General features: G+C 62.6%; 22 protein-coding genes. 17 read left to right on the top strand and 5 right to left on the bottom strand.

The features are described 5' to 3' along the window. Positions 1-108: 108 nt before the first annotated feature. Positions 109-1,404, bottom strand: coding sequence for a dicarboxylate/amino acid:cation symporter (locus ACOAPY_RS07605; protein WP_076577698.1), 1,296 nt, complete (start codon positions 1,402-1,404; stop codon positions 109-111). A 620-nt stretch (positions 1,405-2,024) separates the two neighbouring features. Here ACOAPY_RS07605 and nirB point away from each other — a divergent pair. The 13 genes from nirB (at position 2,025) to ACOAPY_RS07540 (ending at position 16,001) form a co-directional block, all read left to right on the top strand. Further along, complete coding sequence (nirB, locus tag ACOAPY_RS07600) at positions 2,025-4,583, top strand: nitrite reductase large subunit NirB (RefSeq protein ID WP_465155961.1); 2,559 nt, start codon at positions 2,025-2,027, stop codon at positions 4,581-4,583. Further along, positions 4,583-4,936 carry a nitrite reductase small subunit NirD gene (gene nirD / locus ACOAPY_RS07595; protein ID WP_465155960.1) on the top strand — a complete coding sequence of 118 codons (354 nt, stop codon included), beginning with the start codon at positions 4,583-4,585 and terminating at the stop codon, positions 4,934-4,936. Before nirB ends, nirD begins: the two co-directional genes overlap by 1 nt. A 260-nt stretch (positions 4,937-5,196) precedes the next feature. Next, entirely contained in the window at positions 5,197-5,955 is a 759-nt protein-coding gene (modA, locus tag ACOAPY_RS07590) for a molybdate ABC transporter substrate-binding protein (RefSeq protein ID WP_465155958.1), read from the top strand. Positions 5,956-6,036: 81 nt separating this feature from the next. Further along, positions 6,037-6,717: a molybdate ABC transporter permease subunit gene (modB, locus tag ACOAPY_RS07585; protein ID WP_076577694.1), complete on the top strand. Its 681-nt coding sequence runs from the start codon at positions 6,037-6,039 to the stop codon at positions 6,715-6,717. A gap of 3 nt (positions 6,718-6,720) precedes the next feature. Then, positions 6,721-7,803, top strand: a complete 1,083-nt coding sequence (gene modC / locus ACOAPY_RS07580; RefSeq protein ID WP_465155957.1) for a molybdenum ABC transporter ATP-binding protein — start codon at positions 6,721-6,723, stop codon at positions 7,801-7,803. Between the two features lie 66 nt (positions 7,804-7,869). Further along, positions 7,870-8,868, top strand: a complete 999-nt coding sequence (locus ACOAPY_RS07575; protein ID WP_465155956.1) for an AraC family transcriptional regulator — start codon at positions 7,870-7,872, stop codon at positions 8,866-8,868. A gap of 32 nt (positions 8,869-8,900) precedes the next feature. Continuing rightward, the gene (locus ACOAPY_RS07570; protein ID WP_465155955.1) at positions 8,901-9,428 is read left to right on the top strand and encodes a hypothetical protein; all 528 of its coding nucleotides are present in this window, start codon (positions 8,901-8,903) and stop codon (positions 9,426-9,428) included. Continuing rightward, on the top strand, positions 9,425-9,964 hold the full coding sequence (locus tag ACOAPY_RS07565; protein WP_465155952.1) for a M23 family metallopeptidase: 540 nt from the start codon (positions 9,425-9,427) through the stop codon (positions 9,962-9,964). The genes ACOAPY_RS07570 and ACOAPY_RS07565 overlap by 4 nt, the downstream gene beginning before the upstream one ends. 193 nt (positions 9,965-10,157) lie before the next feature. After that, positions 10,158-10,631: a hypothetical protein gene (locus tag ACOAPY_RS07560; protein WP_465155951.1), complete on the top strand. Its 474-nt coding sequence runs from the start codon at positions 10,158-10,160 to the stop codon at positions 10,629-10,631. Positions 10,632-12,807: 2,176 nt separating this feature from the next. Then, positions 12,808-13,035 (top strand): DUF4926 domain-containing protein, encoded by a 228-nt coding sequence (locus ACOAPY_RS07555; RefSeq protein ID WP_160087681.1) that lies wholly within the window; start codon positions 12,808-12,810, stop codon positions 13,033-13,035. Positions 13,036-13,481: 446 nt separating this feature from the next. Continuing rightward, positions 13,482-13,727: an Imm32 family immunity protein gene (locus tag ACOAPY_RS07550; RefSeq protein ID WP_289534733.1), complete on the top strand. Its 246-nt coding sequence runs from the start codon at positions 13,482-13,484 to the stop codon at positions 13,725-13,727. An 851-nt stretch (positions 13,728-14,578) separates the two neighbouring features. Next, positions 14,579-15,025, top strand: a complete 447-nt coding sequence (locus ACOAPY_RS07545) for a tetratricopeptide repeat protein (RefSeq protein ID WP_465155949.1) — start codon at positions 14,579-14,581, stop codon at positions 15,023-15,025. 823 nt (positions 15,026-15,848) lie between these two features. Continuing rightward, a complete protein-coding gene (locus ACOAPY_RS07540; RefSeq protein ID WP_465156740.1) occupies positions 15,849-16,001 on the top strand; it encodes a DUF6429 family protein in 153 nt (50 codons plus the stop codon). Between the two features lie 352 nt (positions 16,002-16,353). Here ACOAPY_RS07540 and ACOAPY_RS07535 read toward each other — a convergent pair whose 3' ends face one another. From ACOAPY_RS07535 to ACOAPY_RS07525, 3 genes are read right to left on the bottom strand one after another with little or no spacing between them, the layout of a single operon-like run. Beyond that, positions 16,354-17,685 carry an ATP-binding protein gene (locus tag ACOAPY_RS07535; protein WP_465155948.1) on the bottom strand — a complete coding sequence of 444 codons (1,332 nt, stop codon included), beginning with the start codon at positions 17,683-17,685 and terminating at the stop codon, positions 16,354-16,356. Continuing rightward, on the bottom strand, positions 17,682-18,359 hold the full coding sequence (locus ACOAPY_RS07530; protein WP_076426204.1) for a response regulator: 678 nt from the start codon (positions 18,357-18,359) through the stop codon (positions 17,682-17,684). Before ACOAPY_RS07530 ends, ACOAPY_RS07535 begins: the two co-directional genes overlap by 4 nt. A 55-nt stretch (positions 18,360-18,414) precedes the next feature. Next, the gene (locus tag ACOAPY_RS07525; RefSeq protein WP_465155946.1) at positions 18,415-19,020 is read right to left on the bottom strand and encodes a hypothetical protein; all 606 of its coding nucleotides are present in this window, start codon (positions 19,018-19,020) and stop codon (positions 18,415-18,417) included. Positions 19,021-19,188: 168 nt separating this feature from the next. On the opposite strand from ACOAPY_RS07525, the gene ACOAPY_RS07520 reads away from it, so the two are divergent. From ACOAPY_RS07520 to ACOAPY_RS07510, 3 genes are all read left to right on the top strand, one after another. Continuing rightward, a complete protein-coding gene (locus ACOAPY_RS07520; protein WP_465155944.1) occupies positions 19,189-19,827 on the top strand; it encodes a DUF502 domain-containing protein in 639 nt (212 codons plus the stop codon). Between the two features lie 54 nt (positions 19,828-19,881). Further along, entirely contained in the window at positions 19,882-20,658 is a 777-nt protein-coding gene (locus ACOAPY_RS07515) for a dienelactone hydrolase family protein (protein WP_465155943.1), read from the top strand. 337 nt (positions 20,659-20,995) lie between these two features. Further along, entirely contained in the window at positions 20,996-21,688 is a 693-nt protein-coding gene (locus ACOAPY_RS07510) for a 4'-phosphopantetheinyl transferase family protein (RefSeq protein WP_465155942.1), read from the top strand. Between the two features lie 360 nt (positions 21,689-22,048). Here ACOAPY_RS07510 and metE read toward each other — a convergent pair whose 3' ends face one another. Beyond that, a complete protein-coding gene (gene metE / locus ACOAPY_RS07505) occupies positions 22,049-24,340 on the bottom strand; it encodes a 5-methyltetrahydropteroyltriglutamate--homocysteine S-methyltransferase (RefSeq protein ID WP_465155941.1) in 2,292 nt (763 codons plus the stop codon). A gap of 111 nt (positions 24,341-24,451) precedes the next feature. On the opposite strand from metE, the gene metR reads away from it, so the two are divergent. Further along, positions 24,452-25,372, top strand: a complete 921-nt coding sequence (metR, locus tag ACOAPY_RS07500) for a transcriptional regulator MetR (RefSeq protein ID WP_278959777.1) — start codon at positions 24,452-24,454, stop codon at positions 25,370-25,372. Positions 25,373-25,451: the final 79 nt, after the last annotated feature.

Genomic DNA, 25,451 nt, shown 5'->3' with positions numbered 1-25,451 from the left:
GGAAAAGACGCGGTCTCGCCGGTCACGTTGCGACGGATAAAAAAAGCCCGTCACAAAGGACGGGCCAGGAGGGTGCCGCCCCGCTGTAAGGGCGGCGCAGAATCAGATTCAGGCCGCTTCGCGCACGCCCTCCAGCGAGGTCGAACTGCCGCCCTCGGCCAGCTCACGCTGCAGGGTGCTCTCGTCGAGTTGCTTGCACCACTTGGCGACCACCAGGGTGGCCACGCCATTGCCGATCAGGTTGGTCAGGGCACGCGCTTCGGACATGAAGCGGTCGATGCCGAGGATCAGCGCCAGGCCGGCCACCGGCAGATGGCCCACGGCGGACAGGGTCGCGGCCAGCACGATGAAGCCCGAGCCGGTGACGCCAGCGGCACCTTTGGAAGCAATCAGCAGCACGGCCAGCAGGGTCAGCTGGTGGGTGATGTCCATGGTGGTGTCGGTCGCCTGGGCGATGAACACGGCGGCCATGGTCAGGTAGATCGAGGTGCCATCGAGGTTGAACGAATAGCCGGTTGGAATGACCAGGCCGACCACCGACTTGTTGGCACCGAGCTTCTCCATCTTGTTCAGCATGCGCGGCAGCGCGGACTCCGAAGACGAAGTGCCGAGCACGATCAGCAGTTCCTCGCGGATGTACTTGATGAACTTGAGGATGCTGAAACCGTGGGCGCGCGCGATACCGCCGAGCACCACGAGGATGAAGAACAGGCACGTGATGTAGAAGCACAGCATCAGCTGGCCCAGCTGCACCAGCGAGCCGACCCCATACTGGCCGATGGTGAAGGCCATGGCGCCGAAGGCACCGATGGGAGCGACCTTCATGATCATGTTGATGATGCCGAACATGACGTGGGCGATGCGGTCGATGAACTCCAGCACCGGCTTGCCATAGTCACCCATGCGCTGCAGGGCGAAGGCGAAGATCACCGAGAAGAACAGCACCTGCAGAATATCGCCGCTGGCGAAGGCGCCGACGATGGTCGAGGGGATCACATTGAGCAGGAAGGCCACGGTGCTCTGCTGCTCGCCGGCAGCGGCGAAGGCGGCGATACCCTTGGTATCCAGCGTGGCTGGATCGACATGCATGCCGACGCCCGGCTGCGCGATGTTGACCACCACCAGGCCGATGACCAGGGCCAGGGTGGAGACAATCTCGAAGTACAGCAGCGCGTAGCCGCCGGTCTTGCCCACGGCCTTCATGTCCTGCATGCCGGCAATGCCGCTGACCACGGTGCAGAAGATGATGGGCGCGATGGCCATCTTGATCAGCTTGACGAAGCCGTCGCCCAGCGGCTTGAGCGCCACGCCGGTCTCGGGGTAGAAGTGGCCGAGCAGGATACCGATGGCGATGGCCACCAGCACCTGAACGTACAGGCTCTTGTAGAAGGGTTTGCGGGTCATGGCAGTTCCTCGCTCGCCGCCGCCCGACCGCCCTCCCTGGATGACCGTGCGACTGCTCAAAGTGCTAACCCTCCTGCTCTGGAGGGATTTGTTGTTGGGAGCCCCCGACTGCGGGGCTGTAGCACCTATGGCAAGCGCTGTGCCAGAGCCTTTTATAAATAAATATCCTTAAAATACATACACTTACGAAAATATCAGGCATCCGACGGCGATGAAATTGGCGGATTTTCGCCAGGCACATGGCGGGATTTCGCCCGCGCCTGGGCATCGCGGGACGCCGTCGCCAATGCACCAACACGGACCACAATGGCGCAAGGCAAGAGACAGGCGCCTCCTTTTGGGTCCATCAGCCACGCTCATCCGAGCCCGCCAAATCGCCTGAAATCCGCGCAACACAAGGGACCCAGCCCTCTCCGAGAAAACTGGCACAGGCGCTGCATAACCCACAGCAAGCCCAACCCACATGGGCCGTCCCGCCGATCAATGGCGATCAAGGCGATGGACACGAGGCGCCCACGTAGGCACCGCACAGAACAGGCAAAGGCGCCTGAGACCGCAAGGTTTCAGGCGCCTTTTTATTTGCCGCGGAAAAACCTGATGAGCTTTGGCCGGGAAACGCTATGAACAGCACAGACGCCTCCACTGACAAGCAACGACTGATCGTCGTCGGCAACGGCATGGTCGGCCACCACTGCGTCGAGCAACTGCTCGCGGGCGGTGCCCTGGCGCACTACCGCATCGAAGTGTTCGGCGAGGAGGCGCAGCGCGCCTACGACCGTGTTCACCTGTCCGAATACTTCGGTGGCCGCGACGCCGAGTCCCTGGCCATGAGCGCCGCGTCCCTCTATGAGGCCGAGGGCCTGACCCTACACCTGGCCTGCCCGGTGCTGGGCATCGACCGCGAGGCGCGCGAGGTGGTCACCGCCAACGGCCGCTTCGGCTACGACAAGCTGGTGCTGGCCACCGGCTCCTACCCCTTCGTACCACCGATCGAAGGTGCCGAGGGCGAATCGCGCCTGGTCTACCGCACCCTCGATGACCTCGACGGCATCCGCGCCGCCGCCCAGGGCAAGCGCCGCGGCGTGGTGGTCGGCGGCGGCCTGCTCGGCCTGGAAGCGGCCAACGCCCTGAAGTCGCTGGGCCTGGAAGCCCACGTGGTGGAATTCGCCCCACGCCTGATGCCGGTGCAGCTGGACGACTTCGGCGGCGCGGCGCTGAAGCAGCGCATCGAGGACCTGGGCGTCGGCGTGCACCTGTCCAAAGCCACCCAGAGCATCAGCGCCGGCAGCGCATACCGCTACCGGATGAACTTCGCCGGTGATGACTTCCTGGAAACCGACCTGATCGTGTTCTCCGCCGGCATCCGTCCGCAGGACGCCCTGGCCCGCGCCTGCGGCCTGGAGCTGGGCCAGCGCGGCGGCATCGCCATCAACGACCAGTGCCTGACCAGCGACACGCACATCTTCGCCATCGGCGAGTGCGCGGCATGGAACGGCAGCATCTTCGGCCTGGTCGCCCCTGGCTACCAGATGGCGCGCCTGGTCGCCGCCCAGCTGTGCGGCCAGGAAGGCCAGCCCTTCCTCGGCGCGGACATGTCAACCAAGCTCAAGCTGCTCGGTGTCGATGTCGGCTCCATCGGCGACGCCCACGGCGTCATGCCAGGCGCCAAGAGCTACCGCTACATCGACGAAGCCACGGCCAGCTACCGCCGCCTGGTCGTGTCCGCCGACGGCAAGCAGGTGCTCGGCGCCGTGCTGGTCGGCGACAACAGCTACTACGACACCCTGCTGCAATACGCACAGAACGGCATCCAGCTGCCGGAAGATCCGGCCAGCCTGATCATGCCCGCCGGTGAAGGCGCCCCGGCCCTCGGCGCCGACGCACTGCCGGACAGCGCCACCATCTGCTCCTGCCACAACGTCAGCAAGGGTGCGATCTGCGCAGCCATCGACGGCGGCTGCAGCGACATTGCCGGGGTCAAGGCCTGCACCAAGGCGGCCACCGGTTGCGGTGGCTGCGCCGCGCTGCTCAAGCAGGTAGTCGAGCACGAACTCACTGCCCGCGGCGTGGAAGTGGACAAGAGCCTGTGCGAACACTTCGCCTACACCCGCCAGGAGCTCTACCACTTCGTCCGCGTCGAAGGCATCGAGAGCTTCGAGGAACTGCTGGCCAGGCACGGCAAGGGCCACGTCGGCTGCGACATCTGCAAGCCGGCGGTGGGCTCGATCCTCGCCTCCTGCTGGAACCAGCCGATCATGAACCCGAGCCTGGTGCCGCTGCAGGACACCAACGACACCTTCATGGCCAACATGCAGAAGAACGGTACCTACTCGGTGGTGCCGCGCATCCCCGGCGGCGAAATCACTCCGGACGGGCTGATCGCCATCGGCGCGGTGGCGAAAAAATACGACCTCTACACCAAGATCACCGGCGGCCAGCGCATCGACCTGTTCGGCGCCCAGCTGCACGAGCTGCCGGACATCTGGGCCGAGCTGATCGCCGCTGGCTTCGAGACCGGCCACGCCTACGGCAAGTCCACCCGTACCGTGAAGAGCTGCGTCGGCAGCACCTGGTGCCGCTACGGCGTGCAGGACAGCGTGAAGATGGCCCTGGACATCGAGCACCGCTACAAGGGCCTGCGCGCGCCGCACAAGCTCAAGTTCGCGGTCAGCGGCTGCACCCGCGAGTGCGCCGAGGCGCAGAGCAAGGACATCGGCGTGATTGCCACCGAGAACGGCTGGAACCTCTACGTGTGCGGCAACGGCGGCATGCGCCCGCGCCACGCCGAGCTGTTCGCCACCGACCTGGATGACGCCACCCTGATCCGCTACATCGACCGCCTGCTGATGTTCTACATCCGCACCGCCGACAAGCTGCAGCGCACCTCGGTGTGGCGCGAGTCGCTGGAAGGCGGGCTGGACTACCTCAAGGCCGTGGTGATCGACGACAGCCTGGGCCTGGCCGCCGAACTGGAAGCACAGATGCAGCTGGTGGTCGACCGCTACGAATGCGAATGGGCCAACGCCCTGCAGGACGAGGAGAAGCTCAAGCGCTTCCGCACCTTCGTCAACGAGCACGGCGGCGACCCGGCCATCCATTTTGTCCGCGAACGCGGCCAGCGCCGCCCGGCGCGCGCCGATGAACTGCACCTGATCCCCGTCACCGAGGAGGTCGTCTGATGAGCACCGTCACCCATAGCGAGAACACCTGGCAAGCGCTGTGTGCCACCGCCGATCTGGTCGCCAACTCTGGCGTGGTCGCCCTGCTGGGAGACCAACAGGTGGCGCTGTTCTACCTGCCGGAGACCGAGCAACAGGTATTCGCCATCGGCAACTGCGACCCCAAGTCCGGGGCCAACGTCATCGGCCGCGGTATCGTCGGCCACCTGCAGGGTGAACTGGTGATTGCCTCGCCGCTGTACAAACAGCACTACCGCCTGCGCGATGGCGGCTGCCTGGAGTACCCCGAGCTGAACCTGCCGGTTTGGCCGGTGCGACTCAACGGCGAGCAGGTCGAAGTCGCCCTGAGCTGAAACCGCCTCAGCCAGCCGGGGCCGCAATGCTGTTCACCTAAGCCGTGGCCTGCGCGCTCCAGTCCCCTCTCATCAGCGGGGAGAGGAAGGAGCAGCCGCTTCGCTGTGCTTCCGGCCCTCTCCCCCTGCCCCTCTCCCATGAATGGGAGAGGGGAGCTAATCGAGCGCTCACCAGGTGAACAGCCTTGCACGCGGGGCCAGGCTTTTTTGTGCCGATCGCTATATAAAGACGAACGAGAATCTCGTCCCAGGAGCGACACATGGCACCTCATTCTTCTCGGCTCATCTGCGGCCTGCTTGCCGCACTGGCCCTTAGCGGCCAGACCCTGGCAGGCGAAGTGCAGGTGGCCGTGGCCGCCAACTTCAGCGCGCCGATGCAGGCCATCGCCCGCGCCTTCGGGCAGAGCAGCGGACACCGGGTCGTCGCTGCCTATGGCGCCACCGGCCAGTTCTACGCGCAGATCAACCACGGCGCGCCCTTCGAGGTGCTGCTGGCCGCCGACGACAGCACCCCGGCCAAACTGGAAAACGAAGGCGCTGGCGTACCCGGCTCGCGTTTTACCTATGCGGTCGGCGCCCTGGCGCTGTGGTCGGCACGGCCCGGCTATGTCGATGACGCCGGCGCCGTGCTCAAGAGCGACACGTTCCGCCACCTGGCCATCGCCAACCCGCAGACCGCACCCTACGGCCTGGCCGCCACCCAGGTGCTGGACCAGCTCGGTCTCACCGAGGCCATCGAGCCCAGGCTGGTCGAGGGCCAGAACATCGCCCAGGCCTACCAGTTCGTCGCCAGCGGCAATGCCGAACTCGGCTTCGTCGCCCTCTCGCAGGTGTACAAGGACGGGCAGATCACCCGAGGCTCGGCCTGGCAGGTCCCAGCGCAGCTGCATGAGCCGATCCGCCAGGACGCCGTGCTGCTCACCAAGGGCCAGGACAATCCAGCGGCCAGGGCGCTGCTGGAGTACCTGCGCGGCGAGCAGGCGGCAACGCTGATCCGGGCTTACGGCTACCAGCGCTAGCCATCTTCTTGTAGGGTGCAGCCTGCTCACTCCGCAGGGCGCTGCGCCCATCCACTGCACACGAAGAGGACGCTGCCAGCGATGCCCCTTACCAGCGCCGATTTCGCCGCGATCTGGCTGACCCTGCAACTGGCCTCGCTGACCACCGTTCTGCTGCTGCTGATCGGCACCCCCATCGCCTGGTGGCTGGCACATACCCGTTCCTGGCTGAAGGCACCGGTAGGCGCACTGGTCGCACTACCACTGGTGCTACCGCCCACCGTGATCGGCTTTTACCTGCTGGTGGCCATGGGGCCGCAAGGTCCGGTCGGCCAGCTGACCCAGAGCCTGGGCCTGGGCACCCTGCCCTTCAGCTTTGCTGGGCTGCTGGTCGGCTCGCTGTTCTACTCGCTGCCCTTCGTCGTGCAACCCATCCAGAACGCCTTCGAGGCCATCGGCCGGCGCCCGCTGGAAGTCGCCGCCACCCTGCGCGCCAGCCCCTGGGACTGCTTCTTTAGCGTGGTGCTGCCGCTGGCCAGGCCGGGCTTTCTCACCGCCAGCGTGCTGGGCTTCGCCCATACCCTCGGCGAGTTCGGCGTGGTGCTGATGATCGGCGGCAACATCCCGGACAAGACCCGCGTGGTCTCGGTACAGATCTTCAACCACGTGGAGGCCATGGAGTACGCCAAGGCGCACTGGCTGGCCGGTGGCATGCTGCTGTTCGCCTTCCTGATCCTGCTGGTGCTGCACCTCAAGGGCCGCCCGACCCTGAGGAGTGCCTGAGCCATGAGCCTGGATATCTCCCTTGATCTGCCGTTCGCCGACTTCCGCCTGCAAGTCGACCTGCAGCTGCCGGGGCGCGGCATCACCGCCCTGTTCGGCCCCTCCGGCTCGGGCAAGACCAGCCTGCTGCGCTGCGTGGCGGGCCTGGAGCGGGCTCCGCGCGGGCAGATCACCATCAACGGCGAGTGCTGGCAGGACAGCACGCGCCGGCACTTCCTCGCCCCGCACAAACGCGCGCTGGGCTATGTGTTCCAGGAGGCCAGCCTGTTCCCGCACCTGTCGGTGCGCGGCAACCTGGACTACGGACAGAAGCGCATCGCCCCCGCTGCACGGCGCATCGCGCTGGACCAGGCCGTGCAGCTACTGGGCATCGGCCACCTGCTGGAGCGGCCGCCTGCCACCCTGTCCGGCGGCGAACGCCAGCGCGTGGGCATCGCCCGGGCGCTGCTCACCAGCCCGCAGCTGCTGCTGCTCGACGAACCGCTGGCGGCCCTCGATGGCAAGCGCAAGCAGGAGATCCTGCCCTACCTGGAACGCCTGCACGACGAGCTGGACATCCCCATGCTCTACGTCAGCCATGCAGCCGATGAAGTGGCACGCCTGGCCGATCACCTGGTGCTGCTGGACAGCGGCCGCGCCCTGGCCTGCGGCCCACTCGGCGAACTGCTGCCACGCCTCGATCTGCCGCTGGCCCAGAACGACGATGCCGGCGTGGTGCTGCAGGCCCAGGTCTGCGGCCACGATGAGCGTTACCAGCTGCTCACGCTGGCGCTGCCCGATACGCCGCAGACCCTGCGCCTGCCCCACGCGGCACTGCCGCTCAACCAGAGGCTGCGGGTCAAGGTGCAGGCACGCGACGTCAGCCTGAGCCTGGAGCCGCCGGGCCCGAGCAGCATCATCAACCGCCTGCCGGTAAGGGTGCTGGAGCTGGCCGACGCCGGGCACGCCGCCCAGGTGCTGGTACGCCTGGACCTGGCCGGCCAGCCGCTGCTGGCGCGCATCACCCGCTATTCGTGCGACCAGCTCGGCGTGCAACCGGGGCAGATGCTCTGGGCGCAGATCAAGGCGGTGGCGCTGCTCGGCTGAGCGCGCGGCTTGTCGGCGATGAAGCCCAGCGCCTAACATCCGCCCAGCCTTGTCACGAGCCCGCCCATGCGCGAACGCACCATCGCCAGCCACTTCATCCGCGCCGCCCTGCGTGGCGCCGAGCGTCAGCAGTGCGACGTCAGCGGCCTGCTGCGCGAGGTCGGCATCCAACCGGCACTGCTCGACGAACCGCGCGCGCGCCTCGACCCCGAGCAGTTCGCGCGCCTGGTGCAGGGCCTGTGGCAGCTGCTCGACGACGAATACATGGGCTTCGGCGCCATTCCCAGCCGCCGCGGCACCTTCGCCATGATGTGCCACGCCATCATCCACTGCCACAGCCTGGAAAAGGCGCTGGTGCGCGGCATGCTGTTCTACGGCCTGTTCCCCGAAGCGCCGCGCGTGGCCCTGCAGCGTGAAGGCGAGCGGGTGCGCCTGAGCCTGGACAGCTCGGCCCTTTGGGACCCCGACCACTTCCTCACCGAAAGCCTGCTGGTGATCTGGCACCGCCTCGGCAGCTGGCTGATCGGCCAGCGCATCCGCCTCGAGGAAGCCAGCTTCGCCTACCCCGAACCGGCGCACAGCGGCGAGTACGACCTGCTCTTCCCCTGCCCGCGGCGCTTCGACGCGGAGAGCACCAGCCTGCTGTTCAGCACCCGCTACCTGGGCATGCCGCTGCTGCAGGACGAACGCACGCTCAAGCAGTTCCTCAAACACTCCCCCGCCGACCTGCTGGCCCGCCCGGACGGCGGCGACAGCCTGACCAGCCGCATCCGCCGCCTGCTCGGCCGCGACTGCGCGCACTGGCCGGACCTGGAAAGCGTGGCCGAGCAACTGCATGTCAGCCCACAGACCCTGCGCCGCCACCTGCGCGAGGAAGACACCAGCTTCCAGGAAATCAAGGACCACCTGCGCCGCGACCTGGCCATCTACCACCTGGGCCGTGACGAGCTGACCATCAACGCGCTGGCCGAGCAGCTGGGCTTCTCCGAGCCCTCGGCCTTCCACCGCGCCTTCAAGAAATGGACCGGGCTCACCCCCGGCGCCTACCGCGCGCAGGAGAGCTAGCGCAGCCACACTCAATACTCTCAAGGAAGAACATGAACACCACGGACCTGCTTGCCATCGCCCTGCGCCTGTTTGCGCTGTTTCTGCTGTACAGCGCCTTCGTCATGGGCATCCAGCACTACCAGTACATCCACCAGGCCGCCCACACCGGCGCCAGCGACGACATCGGCGCGCTGCTGGTGCTGGGCATCATCCAGGTCGGTGGCCTGCTGCTGGCCGCCACTCTCCTGCTGAAGTTCCCCCTGACCCTTGCCCGCCGCCTGGCCCCGGCGCCTGCCGCCGAAGCGAGCAGCGGCATCAGCGCGGCGGAACTGCAGTCGGTGGCCTTCTGCGTGCTCGGGGTCTACCTGCTGGCGCGCGGCCTGGCGGACCTGCTGTTCAACGCCACCTGGATCATCTACATGCTGCGCGGCACGCCGGCCGACCAGCAGAACCTGGCGGCCTACGTCATCCAGGAGCTGATCACGCTGGTCGAACTGTGCATCGGCCTGTTCCTCTGCCTGCACGCCGACGGCCTGAGCCGGCTGATCCGTCGCCTGCGCAGCGCCGGTGTGCCATGAAACGCCCGCGTCCACGCCACCTACTGCTCGCCCTCCTGCTGCTCGGGCTGCTCGCACCGCAATGGCTGCGCGTGCCCGTGCAGGGCGCCAGCAACCGGGACTGGCATCCGCAAAGTTTCTGGTACGAACCCTGGGGGCGCTCCGGTACGCACAAGGGCATCGACATCTTCGCCCGCCAGGGCACCCCGGTGCTCGCCCCCAGCTACGGCATCGTGGTGTTTCGCGGCGAACTGGACATGGGCGGCAAGGTGCTGCTAATGCTCGGCCCCAAATGGCGCCTACACTACTTCGCCCACCTCGACAGCTACAGCGCCCTGGCCGGCCAACCCGTACTTCCCGGCGCCCCACTCGGCACGGTAGGCAGCACCGGCAACGCCCAGGGCAAACCGCCTCACCTGCACTACTCGATCGTCACCCTGTTGCCCTATCCCTGGCGCTGGGACACCAGCACTCAGGGCTGGAAGAAAATGTTCTACCTCGACCCCACGCCGATGCTGAACGAAGCGGCAGTGGACAGCCGAAAAACCAACCAGTAGCGTCGCAGGAACATGCACCACCGGTCTTGCCCGATCCGCCTGTCCTTTTACCGATCGCAGAAGAGTCGCTTTTGCCGAATCACCTGTAAGGAAAAACAAGGGCTTGCTGGACGACAAGGAATGTTATGCGACACAAGTGGCGGAAAAAATTACGCCATTTGTGTCGTCTACTTATAGTTAGAGCCTACTATCCATGCATGAGAACCCTGAGAGAACAACACCGATTGGTCTTGCTCGCTATGCTCATGAATTTTATGGCGCAGCAAAAGTAGTTGAAGCGCAATCGGCAACTGAAAACCCCAAAAAAATAATCCCGTCTATCCCAAGCCTATATTTGATAGGCCACTCTATTGAGCTAGGTCTTAAATCATATCTACTCAATAAAGGCTTACAGCTTCGCGAGCTTCGCTCAAAAAAATATGGCCACGACCTGCATGCATGTCTTAGAAAAGCTAAAGAGTTAGACTTGCTATCGCACGCAAAACTTAAGCCAGAAGAGGAAGTAGCAATGGAGTTACTGAACCAACTCTATTCCACGAAGCAGCTTGAATACATTGTTACCGGCGCCAAAACGCTACCTATTTTTGAGCACGCAGAGTCTTTTGCCAGAACACTCATAAATGGTGTATCTCTTCATGTTGGCTACAAAACACTAAGCGGCGAGTAACGGCTCTAACAATGTGCTCAACACCGTTCGCTACGCTCACTGGACTCGTAAAAGCTGCGCTTTTACTCGCCTGTTAGCACAACGTTAGACGCAAGAGAAATAGTGGATTCAGTACCGAGCCATGAAACACAATCACCGCATCGTCGCGGTGCTCCTGAATCGAATGGTCGCCTGACAGTAAAGGCCGTTATTTGTGCTCAGCAAAGGAGTTGCTTTCACACAATGCGCACGTCACAAATAACCTTCCGGGCCAGAACCGACACGCCGTGCACTCCGCCGGTTAAGCTCGGCGCTGGCATCATTTCCGGCGCGCGGCTGGGCTGTCTAACAATTGGCTCAAGTCGTTCGCTTCGCTCACTCGGGACGTCCGTAAGCTGTGCTTCCGGCCGCCCCTTAGCCAAACGTTAGCAACCATGAACATCACCAAATCAAACGAATCGCGGGCTCTAATTGCATCTTGCATATTGCTATGCATAGCTGTCTTTACTTACCCCCAGCTTTTCCTTTTCAGCAAAACCATCCACGTCCCAGCCTGGGCAGATTCTGTTCCATATAAAATTTACGCAGGTGCATATCTAGCATTGATCGCACTCCTGCCTATTGCAATTTTCTCAAAAACCAAATCTCAACTTATGAAATTTTATTTCATAACTAGCGCAGTCGCGATTTTTCCTGCAGGAATCTCAAGGCATATAAGCTATGGGGATAACTTATTAGGAGTCTTTGCAAATAGCTTCTTTCACTATGCCTACTCAATAATCTTTGTATTAAGCTGGCCTATGGCAGCCACCTTCCTCGTTAGATTAATAAAAGACACTATTCAGCGAGCGAGCAAATGCTAACAATTGGCTCAAGTCGTTCGCTTCGCTCACTCGGGACCGGCATAGCCGGCCCCTTAGCCAAACGTTAGGCAACTGAATGATCTCCTGCATTCCGGCACTTGAATTCCTGCGTAAAATATGCGGCCTGTACGAAGACTCAACTAATGTAGTTAAGTTGCGTGTATGGGCTTGTGGATATGGCATCGCAATGGATCTAACTGTCAAAGGTAAATCTGTCCTTTGTGCGGTTGCGGGAGCACTCCGCCAAGAGGTCGAATGCTTTGCTCAAATTGGGCTTCCGAACGTAATTCGGTTAGTAGGCGACAAGACGTCAGAGAATCAACTAAAGCTCATAGGCATGGAACCACCAATCGAACTTCATATCTCTCGCGAACAGAGCAGTCTCCAAGTCGTAATCTTGTACGAGGGTCAGGTAAAGGCTACATATGTGCTGTCAGCCGCCTAACTACTGGTTCAAGTCGTTCGCTTCGCTCACTCGGGACCGGCTAAAGCCGGCCCCTTAACCAAACGTTAGAGGTCATTCTCTTGACATCGGATGTCCGCACAAAAAGAGCAAAGACCGCGCTTTACCATCAGGCCTTCTGGTGTGCGGCATTGTTACTGGCGTCAGGTAGCTGGCTTTATCAAGGATATATAAGCAGAGCACTAATAGCACTGGCAGTGACAACACTGTATTTTGCACTCGCAGTTACAAACTATAAACTCGGGAACAAGCTCATTTGGCTTTGCTTTGCCCCAGCGGCTGGCGCTATGTGTGTCACGGCATACCCAATAACAAGCTTGTGGTACTACCTATACATCGGAGTAGTCGGGCAGCCCATCACCACAAGTATTGCAGGCGCAATCGGCATAATGAGCGTCAACACCGCTATTGGCGTAGTCATTCCAATGCTAATTTGCATCCACCTACTGAGGTCGCGGCGTCATGCCCTCTAACAAATGGTTCAAGTCGCTCGCTTCGCTCACTCGGGACCGGCTAAAGCCGGCCCCTTAACCAAACGTTAGGCGCAAGGGCAATATAAGGTTTCAGCACCGAGCCAGGAAACAGAATCACCGTATCTGCGCGGTTTTCCTGAATCGAATGGTCGCCTGACAGTAGAGGCCGTTATTTGTGCTCAGCAAAGGAGTTGCTTTCACACAATGTGCACGTCACAAATAACCTTCGGGGCCAAAACCGACACGCCGTGCGCTCCGCCGGTCATGCTCGGCGCTGGCATCATTTCCGGCGTCCGGCTGGGCTGTCTAACAATTGGCTCAAGTCGTTCGCTTCGCTCACTCGGGACGTCCGTAAGCTGCGCTTCCGGCCGCCCCTTAGCCAAACGTTAGGCCCCGAAATGAAGCAATACGATGTTGTCCAAGTTATTGCACTTCGAGACGAGCGCTTTTCAAAGTCAAGTGCAGATTACGAACGCAACCCTTGCATCGGGGACGTTGGAACAATTATTGAGGTGTACTCAAATCCAGAGCCGGCATTTGAGGTTGAGTGCTCTGGTAGTAATGGGCGCACTATTTGGCTCGCAGCAATGTATCCGGAAGAGCTAAAACTTAGTGGTCAAAAATAAACTCTGCAGCGAGCCTAACTAGTGGTTCAAACCGTTCGCTTCGCTCACTGGGACGGGCTAAAGCCCGCCCCTTAACCAAACGTTATATGCTCGAAATGACCAAACCCATAAAGCTGCTGATGTACCTTTCATTTCTATATACTCTGGGCTTTTTCCTTTGGGTGCCAGTGAGTCTAGGTGGGGTTAGCTTGAGATGGTTTTGGTTAACCAACGCCGCATATAACGTCAACAGTGCCATTTATGCACCTTTAGCCGCTTGGTCAGGTGAGCGCGGAGTCATAACCCGTGTGCGATATGAAAACGCTGTCTTCTGGTGCAGCAAATTTAACCATTGTCATGTTCCGTGAGCGGCATATAACAATGCGCTCAACTTCGCTCACTTCGTTCGCTGGACGCCCAAAAGCTACGCTTTTGGCCGCCCGTTAGCTTAATCGTTAGAGGTCGCAGTGGAAATTCACGGATATTCCAAGGAAGAGCAGGATGCAGAGGATCTAATTCCGGCCGAACTAGCAGAAATCACGCTAGTTGCATCTCCTAATGAGCTACGGCGCATTGCTAAGTTTCTTGAAAATTGTGCGAGCGGAATCGAGGAGCGCGGAAAGTCTTGGACTCATGAGCACTTATCCGACCAAGACAAGAGCTTTGAAAACTCGCCACACTTCGTTGTTTACAACCCGGAGTACGAGCTGTGACCTCTAACAAGTCGCTCAAAGCGCTCACTTCGTTCGCTGGGACCGGCGAAGCCGGCCCCTTAGCTTAATCGTTAGACGCAAGAGAAATAGTGGATTCAGTACCGAGCCATGAAACACAATCACCGCATCGTCGCGGTGCTCCTGAATCGAATGGTCGCCTGACAGTAAAGGCCGTTATTTGTGCTCAGCAAAGGAGTTGCTTTCACACAATGCGCACGTCACAAATAACCTTCCGGGCCAGAACCGACACGCCGTGCACTCCGCCGGTTAAGCTCGGCGCTGGCATCATTTCCGGCGCGCGGCTGGGCTGTCTAACAATTGGCTCAAGTCGTTCGCTTCGCTCACTCGGGACGTCCGTAAGCTGTGCTTCCGGCCGCCCCTTAGCCAAACGTTAGGCTAACCATGTATCACCACTATAAGCTCGGCCTCTTTCTAGTAATGCTGGCTATTCCACTCATAGTTTTGGTCGCAGGAAACAAATTCGAGTCTAGACTGCAGACAGCAATCAGAGCACTAACAGCGGTAGGTTTAACATGGGCATGGGTAATCGCCATCCGAATCATCGTAGTAAAAGTCGATGTAATGCTTGCAAACTCTCCCGAAATGCTGCAAGAAATATACAATGGAGATGGCGCGAAGAACGCATTCGCAGCACTATTTGGCTGGATACCTGGGCTTGCGTTAGTAATAATTTACTGGCTCATTGCTCGCGCTACTTTGCTCTTGAAATCACGTATCAAACACCGAGGCCCAGTAGCCTAACAATGCGCTCAACTATCGCTCACTTCGTTCGCTGGACGCCCAAAAGCTACGCTTTTTGGCGCCCGTTAGCTTAATCGTTAGGTTCCACTATGCAGCTTGTACTCCCAGACGAATTGCACAACCGTATTCAGGCGCTTTCGGCGGAGGGTGATTCTCTTGCTGAATCTACAACCTACGAGAAAGCCATCGAAAAATATAATGAGGCTTGGAGCCTGTTGCCTGACCCCAAGAACGAATGGGAGGCAAGTACCTGGCTTTTGGCTGCAATAGGTGACGCCTGTTTCTTTTCTGGCTACTACACATCAGGGATAGAGGCGCTACAGTACAGTCTCACGTGCCCTGGAGGTGCAGATAATCCATTTATCTTCTTGCGTCTAGGTCAGTGTCAATTTGAAAAAAACGAGTACGCTGCAGCAACAGAAAATCTCTGCAGTGCATACATGCTTCAAGGCAAAGAGATATTTGCTTCCGAATCACCTAAGTACTTTGAGTTCTTAAAAACCCGTATCCAATCACCTGCATCCGGCGAGTGGTAGAACCTAACAATTGGTTCAAATCGCTCGCTCCGCTCGCTGGGACCGGCAAAGCCGGCCCCTTAACCAAACGTTAGCATTACTCATAAAGCTCTATGCCTCTACAACAGTCAAAAGGTAGTCATCTAGGCCAAAAAATAGTTGGCACCCTTGTCCTGTATTTTTTTCTGTCGGCCGGGGTCTATGTTTTTGCATATCACGATTTCGTGCCAAGTAAACTCATATTCTGGCCATCACTAATCATCAGCCTAGGCGTCTCTCTTTTCTTGGGTGCCTTTATGGCAAAGGGCCTGAAAAATAAGACATGGATTCCTGCAAAGGGGTTCTCAAACTATGGCCCTATTAAAAAAGCCACTACATACCTAGCACTACCACTGTCTTTATTCTTTTCCACATGGCTGAACCTTTACTACCTAGCCCCAAGAGCCATAACCAGTTTTACGGGAGAATACAGTTTTAAGTTAGACTCTGCCAGAGCGCAGAAAAACCTTGGCAGGCGCAAGGCCTGTGATTTCTCAATAAGACTCCGCATGACAGAAAGCTTTCTTTTTAAAGCTTGCACTAACTCAGTATTTTATGAGCACAGCCCAAAAGAAAATTTCCAAGTAAAAATACACACTAAAGAATCATTTTTTGGGTTTATAGTCACGGGCGTAAATCGTGCTCAGTAATGCTAACAAATGGCATATGGACTCTTCCCACAAGCAGTGAGGAAAGCTTTTTTCGATCCTGTCGTCAGCGCGGTTGCAATCGCATATCCGGCCTTGCGTGGGCAGATGCCCGGGCCATTCTGTAGTTCGCGCAGCGGGGGCCAAGCGTTCAAACGATCCCGAGGATTGATTTCAGCGTCATGAATGACCTGTTTGACAAAGGCTATATCACCAATCCCAGAAGCAGATCAGAGTCCGTTTATTTGACAGACGAAGGTTTGCAGCTAGCCAAGGAACTCGCTAAGAAACACTTCTCCATACAGGAGTAACCTTCGCCTCCGCTCACTGCTTAGGCTGGGCACCCAAAAGCTGCGCTTTGGTTCGCCCAGGTGTTTAACCGTCAGACACCAGGAGATTTCATGCGCAGTTCACTGATGTTCACAGTGGCCCTCCTGAGTGCATTGTTGTGAATTGGATATTTCATCGTCGGGATCGCTAACTTGTCATCCTGCGCAACTGCCAGGAGCAGATCGAAGCCTCGGGCAAGCAGCTATCCGCCGCAAGCCGGGACGCCATCCGCCAAGGCTTCGAACGGTTGGAACGCCCGGTCAGCGGCTGAGGAGCTGCGCGCGGCTCTGGCAACCGAGGCGCGAGGCTCGCCCCTGGCTGACGCGCTACAGCTCAGCCCGGCAGGCGCATCCTGAAGCAGGCGCCGCCCAGGCTGGAGTCTTCCAGCTGCAGCTGGCCGTCGTAGCTGTCTAGGATGTCCACCACCACGGCGGTACCGATACCCTGCCCCGGGTGCTGGCTATCCAGGCGCTCGCCACGCTTAAGGATGCGCGCACGCTGGTCGGCGGGTATGCCGGGACCATCGTCTTCGACCACCAGCTCGCAGCCGTCAACGCCGATCCGCGCACTGACGCGAATCTGCCCCAGACACAGGCGGTAGGCGTTCTCCAGCAGGTTGCCGAGCAGCTCGAACAGCGCGCCGCGCTCCATCGGTATGCGCAGCTCGGTGGGGAAATCACGCTGCACCTGCACGCGCTTGTCGCGGTAGACCTTGTCCAGCGCGCCGCACAGGGTATCGAGCACCTGCGCGAGCGGTTCGCGGTGGCGCACCAGGCCGCTCTTGCGCAGGCTGGCGCGCTGCAGCTGGTAGTCCACCTGCTGGCTCATGCGCTCCACCTGGGTCTGCAGCACCTGCGCCGGCTCGCGCTCGCGCAGCCCTTCGGCCACGCCCTGCAGCACCGCCAGCGGGGTTTTCAGGCTGTGCGCGAGGTCGCCGAGCGAGTCGCGGTAGCGTTCGCGCTGGCGTCGCTCGCCGTCGAGCAGGCGGTTCAGCGAGTCGGTCAGGCGCAGCAGCTCGCTGGGGTGTTCGCGGCTCAGGTGCTCGCGGTTGCCGCCCTCCACTTCGTCCAGCTCGCGGCTCAGCCCACGCAGGGTGCCGAAGCCCCAGGTCAGGCCCAGCCAGAGCAGGCCGAGCAGCACCAGCAGCGCGCCGCCCAGCCACAGGCGCAACTGGCGGCCGAGGCTGTCGAGCATGGCCTGGTATTCGCTGGCCGGCTGCATGGTGACGATGCTGTAGGCGGCGGTTTCACCGCGCAGCAGGTCGACTTCCAGGTCGTAGACGAAGAACTCCTCGCCGCGCGCATCGCGCTGGCGCACGAAGTCGTGGCCCTCGCCGTCGTAGCGCGGGCGGTAGTCGATCTGCTCGTCGGCCGTGGAGGGCGAGCGCCACAGCTCGCGGCCTTCGCGGTCGTAGATGAAGCCGAGCAGGCGTGATTCGAGCAGGTTGAATTCTTCATCCGGCAGGCGCGCCGGCATGCTCAGGCGACCGCCGTCGATGCGCGCAGATGAGATCAGGGTGGCGGCATCGGCCGCCAGGCGCTGCTCGATGACGTTCTCCAGGGCGTTGCGGAACGCGCCCTGCACCAGCGGCAGCAGGGCCGCCATGAACAGCACCGCCAGGGCGGCGGCACCGAGCATCAGACGCACACGCAGCGAGCGGATCATCGGCAGCGCTCGGTAAACAGGTAGCCCTGGCCGCGAACGGTGTCGATCGGCTTGAGCGCACAGGCGCCTTCCAGCTTGCGGCGCAGGCGCCCGACCAGCACCTCGATGACGTTCGGGTCGCGCTCGTCGTCGCCCTCGTACAGCTGTTCCATCAGGCGGTCCTTGGAGACCACCTGCTGCGGGTGCAGCATGAGGTATTCGAGGATGCGGTACTCGAAGGCAGTGAGCGCCAGCGGCTGCTCCGCTACCAGCGCCTGTTTGCGGTTGAGGTCGAGCTTGAGCGGGCCGGCCTCGACGCTGGACTGCACCAGGCCGACCGAACGGCGCAGCAACGCATGCAGGCGCGCTTCCAGCTCCTCGAACTGGAACGGCTTGACCAGGTAATCGTCGGCGCCGGCGGCCAGACCCTCGACCTTGTCCTGCCAGTTGCCGCGGGCGGTGAGGATCAGGATCGGCAGACTGCGGCCCTGGCCGCGCAGCTGGCGGATCAGGTCCAGACCGCTCATGCCGGGCAGGCCAAGGTCGACGATGGCGATGTCGTGGTTGAATTCCTGGGCGCGGTACAGCGCCTCCTCGGCGTCGGCGACGGCATCGACCACGAATGCGCGCTCACCCAGGCGGGTGTGCAGGTGGTGGCGCAGCAGCGCCTCGTCCTCGACCACAAGAATCTTCATGTTGGCTCTCCCTCACGACAGGCCGGGCTGTGCGCCCGGCCTTTTCCCTGGCAGGTCAAAACTTGTAGCTGGCGCCGAGGTACAGCTGGCCGCTGCTGTGCAGGTCCAGCGAGCCGACCTTGTCGCCGCCGTGCGGGGCCATCTCGGTGCTGGCGTTGGTGCGCAGGTAGCGGTAACCGGCTTCGATCGACGCGTTCTGATTCAGATCCTGCAGAATACCCGCCTGCAGGCCGGCCGCGTAGCCGATGTCGCTGTCGCGCTTGAAGCCGCTGGATTCCTGCTCCAGCTTGACCAGGCCGAGGGTGGCGCCGCCGAACAGCTTGGTGCCGTTGTCGCCCAGCGGCACGAAGACGTCGTAGCTGCCTAGCAGGTTCTGCTGGCGGTGCTTGTAGCCCTGGTAGCTGTCGGAGACGTTCTCGTAGGTCATGTAATAGCGGCTGTACTGGTCCACCTGGCCGGCGCGCACGCCCCAGGTACCGCTGCCGTTGATGACTTTATCCAGCTTGGGGTTGTCCAGGCTCTGGTTGAGTGCATGGGACTTCTGGATGTTGTTGTCGGTCTGGCCCCAGGTCAGGCCGACGAAGTTATCGGCGGCATTGGCGCCGACGGCGGCGCAGGTCAGGGTGGTGGCCAGGGCGAGTTTGTTCAGGGTGGTTTTCATGATGTTTTCTCCGCGTTGGGACAGTGGCTGAACTCGGGAACCATGTTGCCAACGCGGCCCTGAACCGCCCCTGAACCCTTGCTGAACCAACGCTGAACGAAAATGCATGGCCGCGCCGGGCTTTTGCTCTAGCCTTGGCACGCCTCCCGCACAAGGACTTTTACGCCCATGTTCAAACGCAGCTTCCACTCCCTGCTCGCCACCTGGCTGGCCGGCCTGATCGCCCTGCTGCCACTGGCGCTGTCGCTGGCCCTGCTGGGCTGGCTGGTGAGCCTGCTGAACCAGTTGATCGGCCCGACCAGCTTCATCGGCAAGCTGTTCGCCGGGCTCGGCCAGCCTTTCGTCAGCAGCCCGGAGCTGGCCTGGCTGCTCGGCACTCTGGCCCTGGTGGTGGCGCTCTATCCGCTCGGCCTGGCCGTGCAGCTGGGTCTCAAGGGGCCGCTGCGCCGGCTGTTCGACCGCACCCTGCGGCGCATCCCGCTGCTCGGCAACCTGTACGGCCTGGCCGACCGCTTCGTTGGTCTGCTCGACCAGAAAGACAACGCCGACCTGGCCGCCATGCGCCCGGTATGGTGCTTCTTCGGCGGCGACGGCACCGCCGTGCTGGCGCTGCTGCCCAACCCCGAGCCAATCGAGATCGACGGCCGCGCCTACCACGCCATCCTGGTACCCACCGCGCCGGTACCGGTGGGTGGCGGCTTGCTCTATGTGCCGGTGGAATGGGTCAAACCGGCGGAAATGGGCATGGACAGGTTCACCAGCATCTACGTGTCGATGGGCATCACGCCGCCCGGTAACCCGCGCTAGCGGGCGCCTCACGCTATTCTGTCCGTTCCGATGCCCGCCCCGAGGAGACCTGCCATGCGTCACCTGCTGCTCGCCCTGCTATGCCTTGCCGGCACCGCCCAGGCGCAGATCCAGACCCGTGAGATTCCCTACACCGCCGCCGACGGCACCCGCCTGGTCGGCTATCACGCCTGGGACGACGCCATCAGCGGCCCACGCCCCGGCGTGATCGTGGTGCATGAGTGGTGGGGCCTGAACGATTACGCCAAACGCCGCGCCCGCGACCTCGCCGCCCTCGGCTACAGCGCCCTGGCCGTGGACATGTACGGCGATGGCCGCAACACCCAGCACCCGGACGACGCCAAGGCCTTCATGAATGCCGCCCTGGCCGACCCCGCCATCCCCAAGGCACGCTTCCAGGCCGGCCTTGACCTGCTCAAGGCGCAGCCGCAGACCGACCCGGCCAGGCTGGCCGCCATCGGCTATTGCTTCGGTGGCAAGGTGGTGCTGGACATGGCCCGCCAGGGCCTGCCGCTGGCAGCCGTGGTGAGCTTCCACGGTGCCCTGGTGACCGCCACGCCGGCCACGCCCGGCAGCGTCAAGGCCAGGGTGCTGGTCGAGCATGGCGCCGCCGACAGCTTCATCACCCCGGAGCAGATCGCCGCGTTCAAGGCCGAGATGGACCAGGCCGGCGCCGACTACCGCTTCGTCGAGCTGCCCGGCGCCAAGCACGGCTTCAGCAACCCGGATGCCGATGCGCACAAGGGCCACGGCCTGGACCTGGGCTACCAGAAGGAAGCCGACGAGCGTTCCTGGGCCGACATGCAGGCGCTGTTCAAGGAGGTGTTCTAGTGCCCTGTCCCGAGAAGTATCTGTTCGATTCTGCTGGCGTCGCGGCGCCTTGGCTGGCAGAAAAAACGCTCACCCGTTCTTGAGCGTATTTCCCAGACAGGGCACTCGGAATCGCGGGCAAAAAAACGGGAGTCCCTGGGGACTCCCGCACTCGTATCAGCAGAGTAAAACCGGATGGGCGATTCGCCGCTCCGGCTACAACCTCACCAGCGTTCACTTGGAACGCGTGTCCCATTCTGACCAGAAACAAGCGTTTGCTCTGTAGTGCTTCGTTGTCGCTGTGCAAAGAAATGTAAACGCCTGGCCTGCACACCCCAGCCACGGCAGAATGCCGGGCATGAGCCTGCCTACCCCGCCTTTTTGCCAACTGCTGCCCTCCCCCGCGCCGTTGCCGCTGCCCGCCATCCGGCTGGTGAGCGCGCGTTTCGACGCGGCGCAGCTCAGGCCCGAGGACTTCCCCGATAGCGGCATCCCACCGGTGCGCGGCGTGGCCAAGCGCCAGGCCGAATACCTGGCCGGCCGCCTGTGCGCCCGCGAAGCCCTGCACCAGCTGTGTGGCCAGGCGTTGGTGCCGGGGCGTGACGAGGACGGCGTGCCGCTGTGGCCCGCCGGCACCGTCGGCTCCATCACCCACGGCGCCGGCCGGGCCGCCGCCATGGTCGCCCTGGCGCGCGACTGGCGCGGCCTGGGCATCGACCTGGAGAAGCACCTGAGCACCGAGCGCGCCGCCAGGCTGGCCGGCGAAATCCTCACCCCGGCCGAACTGCAACGCGCCACCGGGCTGGACCCGGAGGCCTTCGCCCGACGGGTGACCCTGACCTTCTCGCTCAAGGAGAGCCTGTTCAAGGCGCTCTACCCGCTGGTGCTGACCCGCTTCTACTTCCACGACGCGGAACTGCTGGAGGTGCAGGGTGAACAGGCCCGCCTGCGCCTGCTGCTCGACCTGCACGCCGACTGGCCGCGCGGCAGCGAGCTGGACGGCCGCTGCGTGGAATTCGACGGCTATCTGCTGAGCGTGGTGGCGGTATAGCACCTCTCCCCTCGGGAGAGGGGTTGGGGTTGGGGTGAGGGAAATACCGCGAGTCGCCCAGGAAACCCTCACCCCCGCCCCTCTCCCAGAGGGAGAGGGGAAGATCGGCGCAGCCTTCAGCCCAACCGTGGCCCGGATGAAATCCGGGATGGCAGCACAACCGAGCCACGCTCCCGGATTGCATCCGGGCTACGCCAGCGCCCTCTCTCCCGTTTACGGGAGAGGGCTGGGGAGAGGGAGGAACCACGAGTCGCCTGGGAAACCCTCACCCCCGCCCCTCTCCCAGAGGGAGAGGGGAAGATTGGCGCAGCCGTCAGGCCAACCGTAGCCCGGATAAAATCCGGGATGGTGGCAATCAGGTCAGGCCAGCTCCGCCCGCAGCTGCCGTGCCGCGGCCACCATGTTGACCAGCGCCGCTTCGGTCTCCGCCCAGCCACGGGTCTTCAGGCCGCAGTCCGGGTTGACCCACAGGCGCTCGGCCGGCACCCGCTGGGCGGCCTTTTTCAGCAGGCGCACCATCTCGCTGCTGTCCGGCACGCGCGGCGAGTGGATGTCGTACACGCCTGGGCCGATCTCGTTGGGGTAGTCGAAGCGCTCGAAGGCCTCCAGCAACTCCATGTCCGAGCGCGAGGTCTCGATGGTGATCACGTCGGCGTCCATGGCGGCGATGGATTCGATCACGTCGTTGAACTCGCTGTAGCACATGTGGGTGTGGATCTGCGTCTCGTCGCGCACGCCCGAGGCACACAAGCGGAAGGCCTCGGTAGCCCAATCCAGGTAGTGCTGCCAGCCCGCCTTGCGCAGCGGCAGGCCCTCGCGGAACGCCGCCTCGTCGATCTGGATGATGCGGATGCCGGCCGCCTCCAGGTCCACCACCTCATCGCGGATGGCCAGGGCCAACTGGCGCGCCTGCTGCTCGCGCGGGATGTCGTCACGCGGGAAGGACCACATCAGCATGGTCACCGGGCCGGTCAGCATGCCCTTCATCAGCTTGTCGGTGCAGCGCTGCGCGTACTCGATCCAGGACACCGTCATCGCCTGCGGACGGGACAGATCGCCGTAGATGATCGCCGGCTTGACGCAGCGCGAGCCGTAGCTCTGCACCCAGCCGAAGCGGGTAAAGGCATAGCCGTCCAGCTGTTCGGCGAAGTACTCGACCATGTCGTTGCGCTCCGCCTCGCCATGCACCAGCACGTCCAGGCCCAGCTGTTCCTGCACGGTCACCGCATGGCGGATCTCGGCGTGCATGGCCTCGGTGTACTCGGCCGCCGTCAGCTTGCCGGCCTTGAAGGACTGGCGCGCCAGACGGATGGCCGAAGTCTGCGGGAAGGAGCCGATGGTGGTGGTGGGGAACAACGGCAGGTTCAGCCGCGCCCGCTGCTGCTCGATGCGCTCGGCGAACGGCGACTGGCGCTGGCTATCGGCCGCCGTGATCGCCGCCAGGCGCGCCTGCACGGCCGGCTTGTGAATGCGCGAGGAGGCGGTCCGGCTGGCTTGCACGGCTCGGCTGTGCGCCAGGGCCTGGGAGACCTCGGGGGCATCCGGCTGGTTCAGTACGCGGGCCAGCAGGGCGACTTCGGCGCACTTCTGCACGGCAAAGGCCAGCCAGCTTTTCAGCTCGGCATCCAGCTTGTCTTCGCGGCTCAGGTCCACCGGGCTGTGCAGCAGCGAGCAACTGGGCGCGACCCACAGGCGCGAGCCCAGCCGCTCCTGCGCCTCACGCAGCACGGCCAGGGCCTGGTCCAGGTCGGTACGCCAAACATTGCGGCCGTTGACCACGCCGAGCGAAAGCACCTTGTAGGCCGGCAGGCGATCAAGGATGGCCGGGAACTGTTCCGGCGCGCGCACCAGGTCGATGTGCAAGCCGTCCACCGGCAGGCCGGCGGCCAGACCGAGGTTGTCCTCCAGGCCGGCGAAGTAGGTGGCGATCAGCTTCTTGCCCGGCTCCTTCTGCAGCAGGTTATAGCCGCGCTCAAAGGCGTTCTTCCAGGCCTGCGGCAGGTCGAGGGCGAGGATCGGCTCGTCGATCTGTACCCAGTCGATGCCCTGGGCGGCCAGGCGCTGGAGGATCTCGCCATAGACCGGCAGCAGGCGTTCGAGCAGGTCGAGCTTGTCGAACGCCTGGCCCTTGCACTTGCCCAGCCACAGGTAGGTCAGCGGGCCGATCAGCACCGGCTTGAGAGGGTGACCGAGCGCCTTGCCCTCCTCCACTTCCTCGAACAGCTGTTCCCAGCTCAGGGCGAACTGCTGGTCGGCGGTGAACTCGGGTACCAGGTAGTGGTAGTTGGTGTCGAACCACTTGGTTAGCTCTTGTGCATGCGCGCCACCGCAGCAGGTGTTCTTGCTCACGCCCCGCGCCATGCCGAACAGGGTATCCAGGGTCGGCTGGCCGCCGTGGGCGTGAAAGCGCTCGGGAATCACGCCGAACATCAGCGAGTGAGTCAGCACCTGGTCGTACCAGGCGAAATCGCCGACCGGCAGCAGCTCGATGCCGGCATCCTTCTGCAGCTGCCAGTGCGCGGCGCGCAGCTCGCGGCCGACGGTGCGCAGGCCGGCCTCGTCCAGCTCGCCCTTCCAGTAGGCCTCAAGGGCCTTCTTCAGTTCGCGGTCGCGGCCGATGCGCGGGAAGCCGAGGTTGTGTGCCAGTGCCATCTGTCTATCTCCTGTGTTCGTGAATGGCGCACATTCTCGACACCGGCCGCATCATGAGACAAACTCAACCTATTCGTGATGATCACAAGTTTCATTCATTGAGATTCGCTCATGTTGGAATTGCGCCACCTCAAGACCCTGCACGCCCTGCGCGAAACCGACAGTCTGGTGGAGGCCGCCGAGCGCCTGCACCTGACCCAGTCCGCGCTGTCCCACCAGTTCAAGGAGCTGGAGGAGCGCCTGGGCATGCAGCTGTTCGTGCGCAAGACCAAGCCGGTGCGCTTCACCAGCGCCGGCCTGCGCCTGCTGCAGCTGGCCGACAGCCTGCTGCCGCAGCTGCGTGCCGCCGAGCGTGACCTGGCCCGGCTGGCGGGAGGGACCGCCGGCCGCCTGCACATGGCCATCGAGTGCCACAGCTGCTTCCAGTGGCTGATGCCGACCATCGACCAGTTCCGCGATGCCTGGCCGGAGGTGGAGCTGGACCTGGCCTCGGGCTTCTCCTTCGCCCCGCTGCCGGCGCTGTCGCGCGGCGACCTGGACCTGGTGGTGACCTCCGACCCGGTGGAAATGAGCGGCATCACTTATGTGCCGCTGTTCACCTACGAGGCGCTGCTGGCCGTGGCCAACCAGCACGCCCTGGCCAGCCGCCCCTACGTGCAGCCCGAGGACCTGGAGCGCGAGACGCTGATCACCTACCCGGTCGACCGCGACCGCCTGGACATCTTTACCCGCTTCCTCGAGCCAGCCGACATCGAACCGGCGCAGGTGCGCACCTCGGAGCTGACCGTGATGATGATGCAGCTGGTGGCCAGCGGCCGCGGCGTGTGCTGCCTGCCCAACTGGGCACTGCACGAATACAGCTCGCGCGGCTACGTCACCGCCAAGCGTCTGGGCGACAAGGGCCTGTACTGCACCCTGTTCGCCGCCATCCGCGCCGACATGCTCGACGCGCCGTTCATGCGCGACTTCCTGCTGACCGCCAAAGACACCTCGTTCGCCACCCTCGAAGGCGTCAGCGCGGCACGCGGCTGACCACAGAGCCCCATCACCAGCCTGGCACGGGCTAAGCTTGCAGGTAGAGCAGGCTTTTCCAGCAGCCAGGCCAGTCGAT

Origin of the sequence: Pseudomonas stagnisoli (assembly GCF_048595745.1) — a bacterium.
Taxonomy (GTDB): domain Bacteria; phylum Pseudomonadota; class Gammaproteobacteria; order Pseudomonadales; family Pseudomonadaceae; genus Aquipseudomonas; species Aquipseudomonas alcaligenes_A.
The sequence above is the reverse complement of the archived record's forward strand: the minus strand, read 5'-3'. Positions and strand labels throughout refer to the sequence as shown.

What these genes read in the sequence shown, in the direction of transcription:
- ACOAPY_RS07605 (WP_076577698.1), bottom strand. Translation starts at nt 1,404, where the DNA reads ATGACCCGCAAACCCTTCTACAAGAGCCTGTACGTTCAGGTGCTGGTG.
- nirB (WP_465155961.1), top strand. Translation starts at nt 2,025, where the DNA reads ATGAACAGCACAGACGCCTCCACTGACAAGCAACGACTGATCGTCGTC.
- nirD (WP_465155960.1), top strand. Translation starts at nt 4,583, where the DNA reads ATGAGCACCGTCACCCATAGCGAGAACACCTGGCAAGCGCTGTGTGCC.
- modA (WP_465155958.1), top strand. Translation starts at nt 5,197, where the DNA reads ATGGCACCTCATTCTTCTCGGCTCATCTGCGGCCTGCTTGCCGCACTG.
- modB (WP_076577694.1), top strand. Translation starts at nt 6,037, where the DNA reads ATGCCCCTTACCAGCGCCGATTTCGCCGCGATCTGGCTGACCCTGCAA.
- modC (WP_465155957.1), top strand. Translation starts at nt 6,721, where the DNA reads ATGAGCCTGGATATCTCCCTTGATCTGCCGTTCGCCGACTTCCGCCTG.
- ACOAPY_RS07575 (WP_465155956.1), top strand. Translation starts at nt 7,870, where the DNA reads ATGCGCGAACGCACCATCGCCAGCCACTTCATCCGCGCCGCCCTGCGT.
- ACOAPY_RS07570 (WP_465155955.1), top strand. Translation starts at nt 8,901, where the DNA reads ATGAACACCACGGACCTGCTTGCCATCGCCCTGCGCCTGTTTGCGCTG.
- ACOAPY_RS07565 (WP_465155952.1), top strand. Translation starts at nt 9,425, where the DNA reads ATGAAACGCCCGCGTCCACGCCACCTACTGCTCGCCCTCCTGCTGCTC.
- ACOAPY_RS07560 (WP_465155951.1), top strand. Translation starts at nt 10,158, where the DNA reads ATGCATGAGAACCCTGAGAGAACAACACCGATTGGTCTTGCTCGCTAT.
- ACOAPY_RS07555 (WP_160087681.1), top strand. Translation starts at nt 12,808, where the DNA reads ATGAAGCAATACGATGTTGTCCAAGTTATTGCACTTCGAGACGAGCGC.
- ACOAPY_RS07545 (WP_465155949.1), top strand. Translation starts at nt 14,579, where the DNA reads ATGCAGCTTGTACTCCCAGACGAATTGCACAACCGTATTCAGGCGCTT.
- ACOAPY_RS07535 (WP_465155948.1), bottom strand. Translation starts at nt 17,685, where the DNA reads ATGATCCGCTCGCTGCGTGTGCGTCTGATGCTCGGTGCCGCCGCCCTG.
- ACOAPY_RS07530 (WP_076426204.1), bottom strand. Translation starts at nt 18,359, where the DNA reads ATGAAGATTCTTGTGGTCGAGGACGAGGCGCTGCTGCGCCACCACCTG.
- ACOAPY_RS07525 (WP_465155946.1), bottom strand. Translation starts at nt 19,020, where the DNA reads ATGAAAACCACCCTGAACAAACTCGCCCTGGCCACCACCCTGACCTGC.
- ACOAPY_RS07520 (WP_465155944.1), top strand. Translation starts at nt 19,189, where the DNA reads ATGTTCAAACGCAGCTTCCACTCCCTGCTCGCCACCTGGCTGGCCGGC.
- ACOAPY_RS07515 (WP_465155943.1), top strand. Translation starts at nt 19,882, where the DNA reads ATGCGTCACCTGCTGCTCGCCCTGCTATGCCTTGCCGGCACCGCCCAG.
- ACOAPY_RS07510 (WP_465155942.1), top strand. Translation starts at nt 20,996, where the DNA reads ATGAGCCTGCCTACCCCGCCTTTTTGCCAACTGCTGCCCTCCCCCGCG.
- metE (WP_465155941.1), bottom strand. Translation starts at nt 24,340, where the DNA reads ATGGCACTGGCACACAACCTCGGCTTCCCGCGCATCGGCCGCGACCGC.
- metR (WP_278959777.1), top strand. Translation starts at nt 24,452, where the DNA reads ATGTTGGAATTGCGCCACCTCAAGACCCTGCACGCCCTGCGCGAAACC.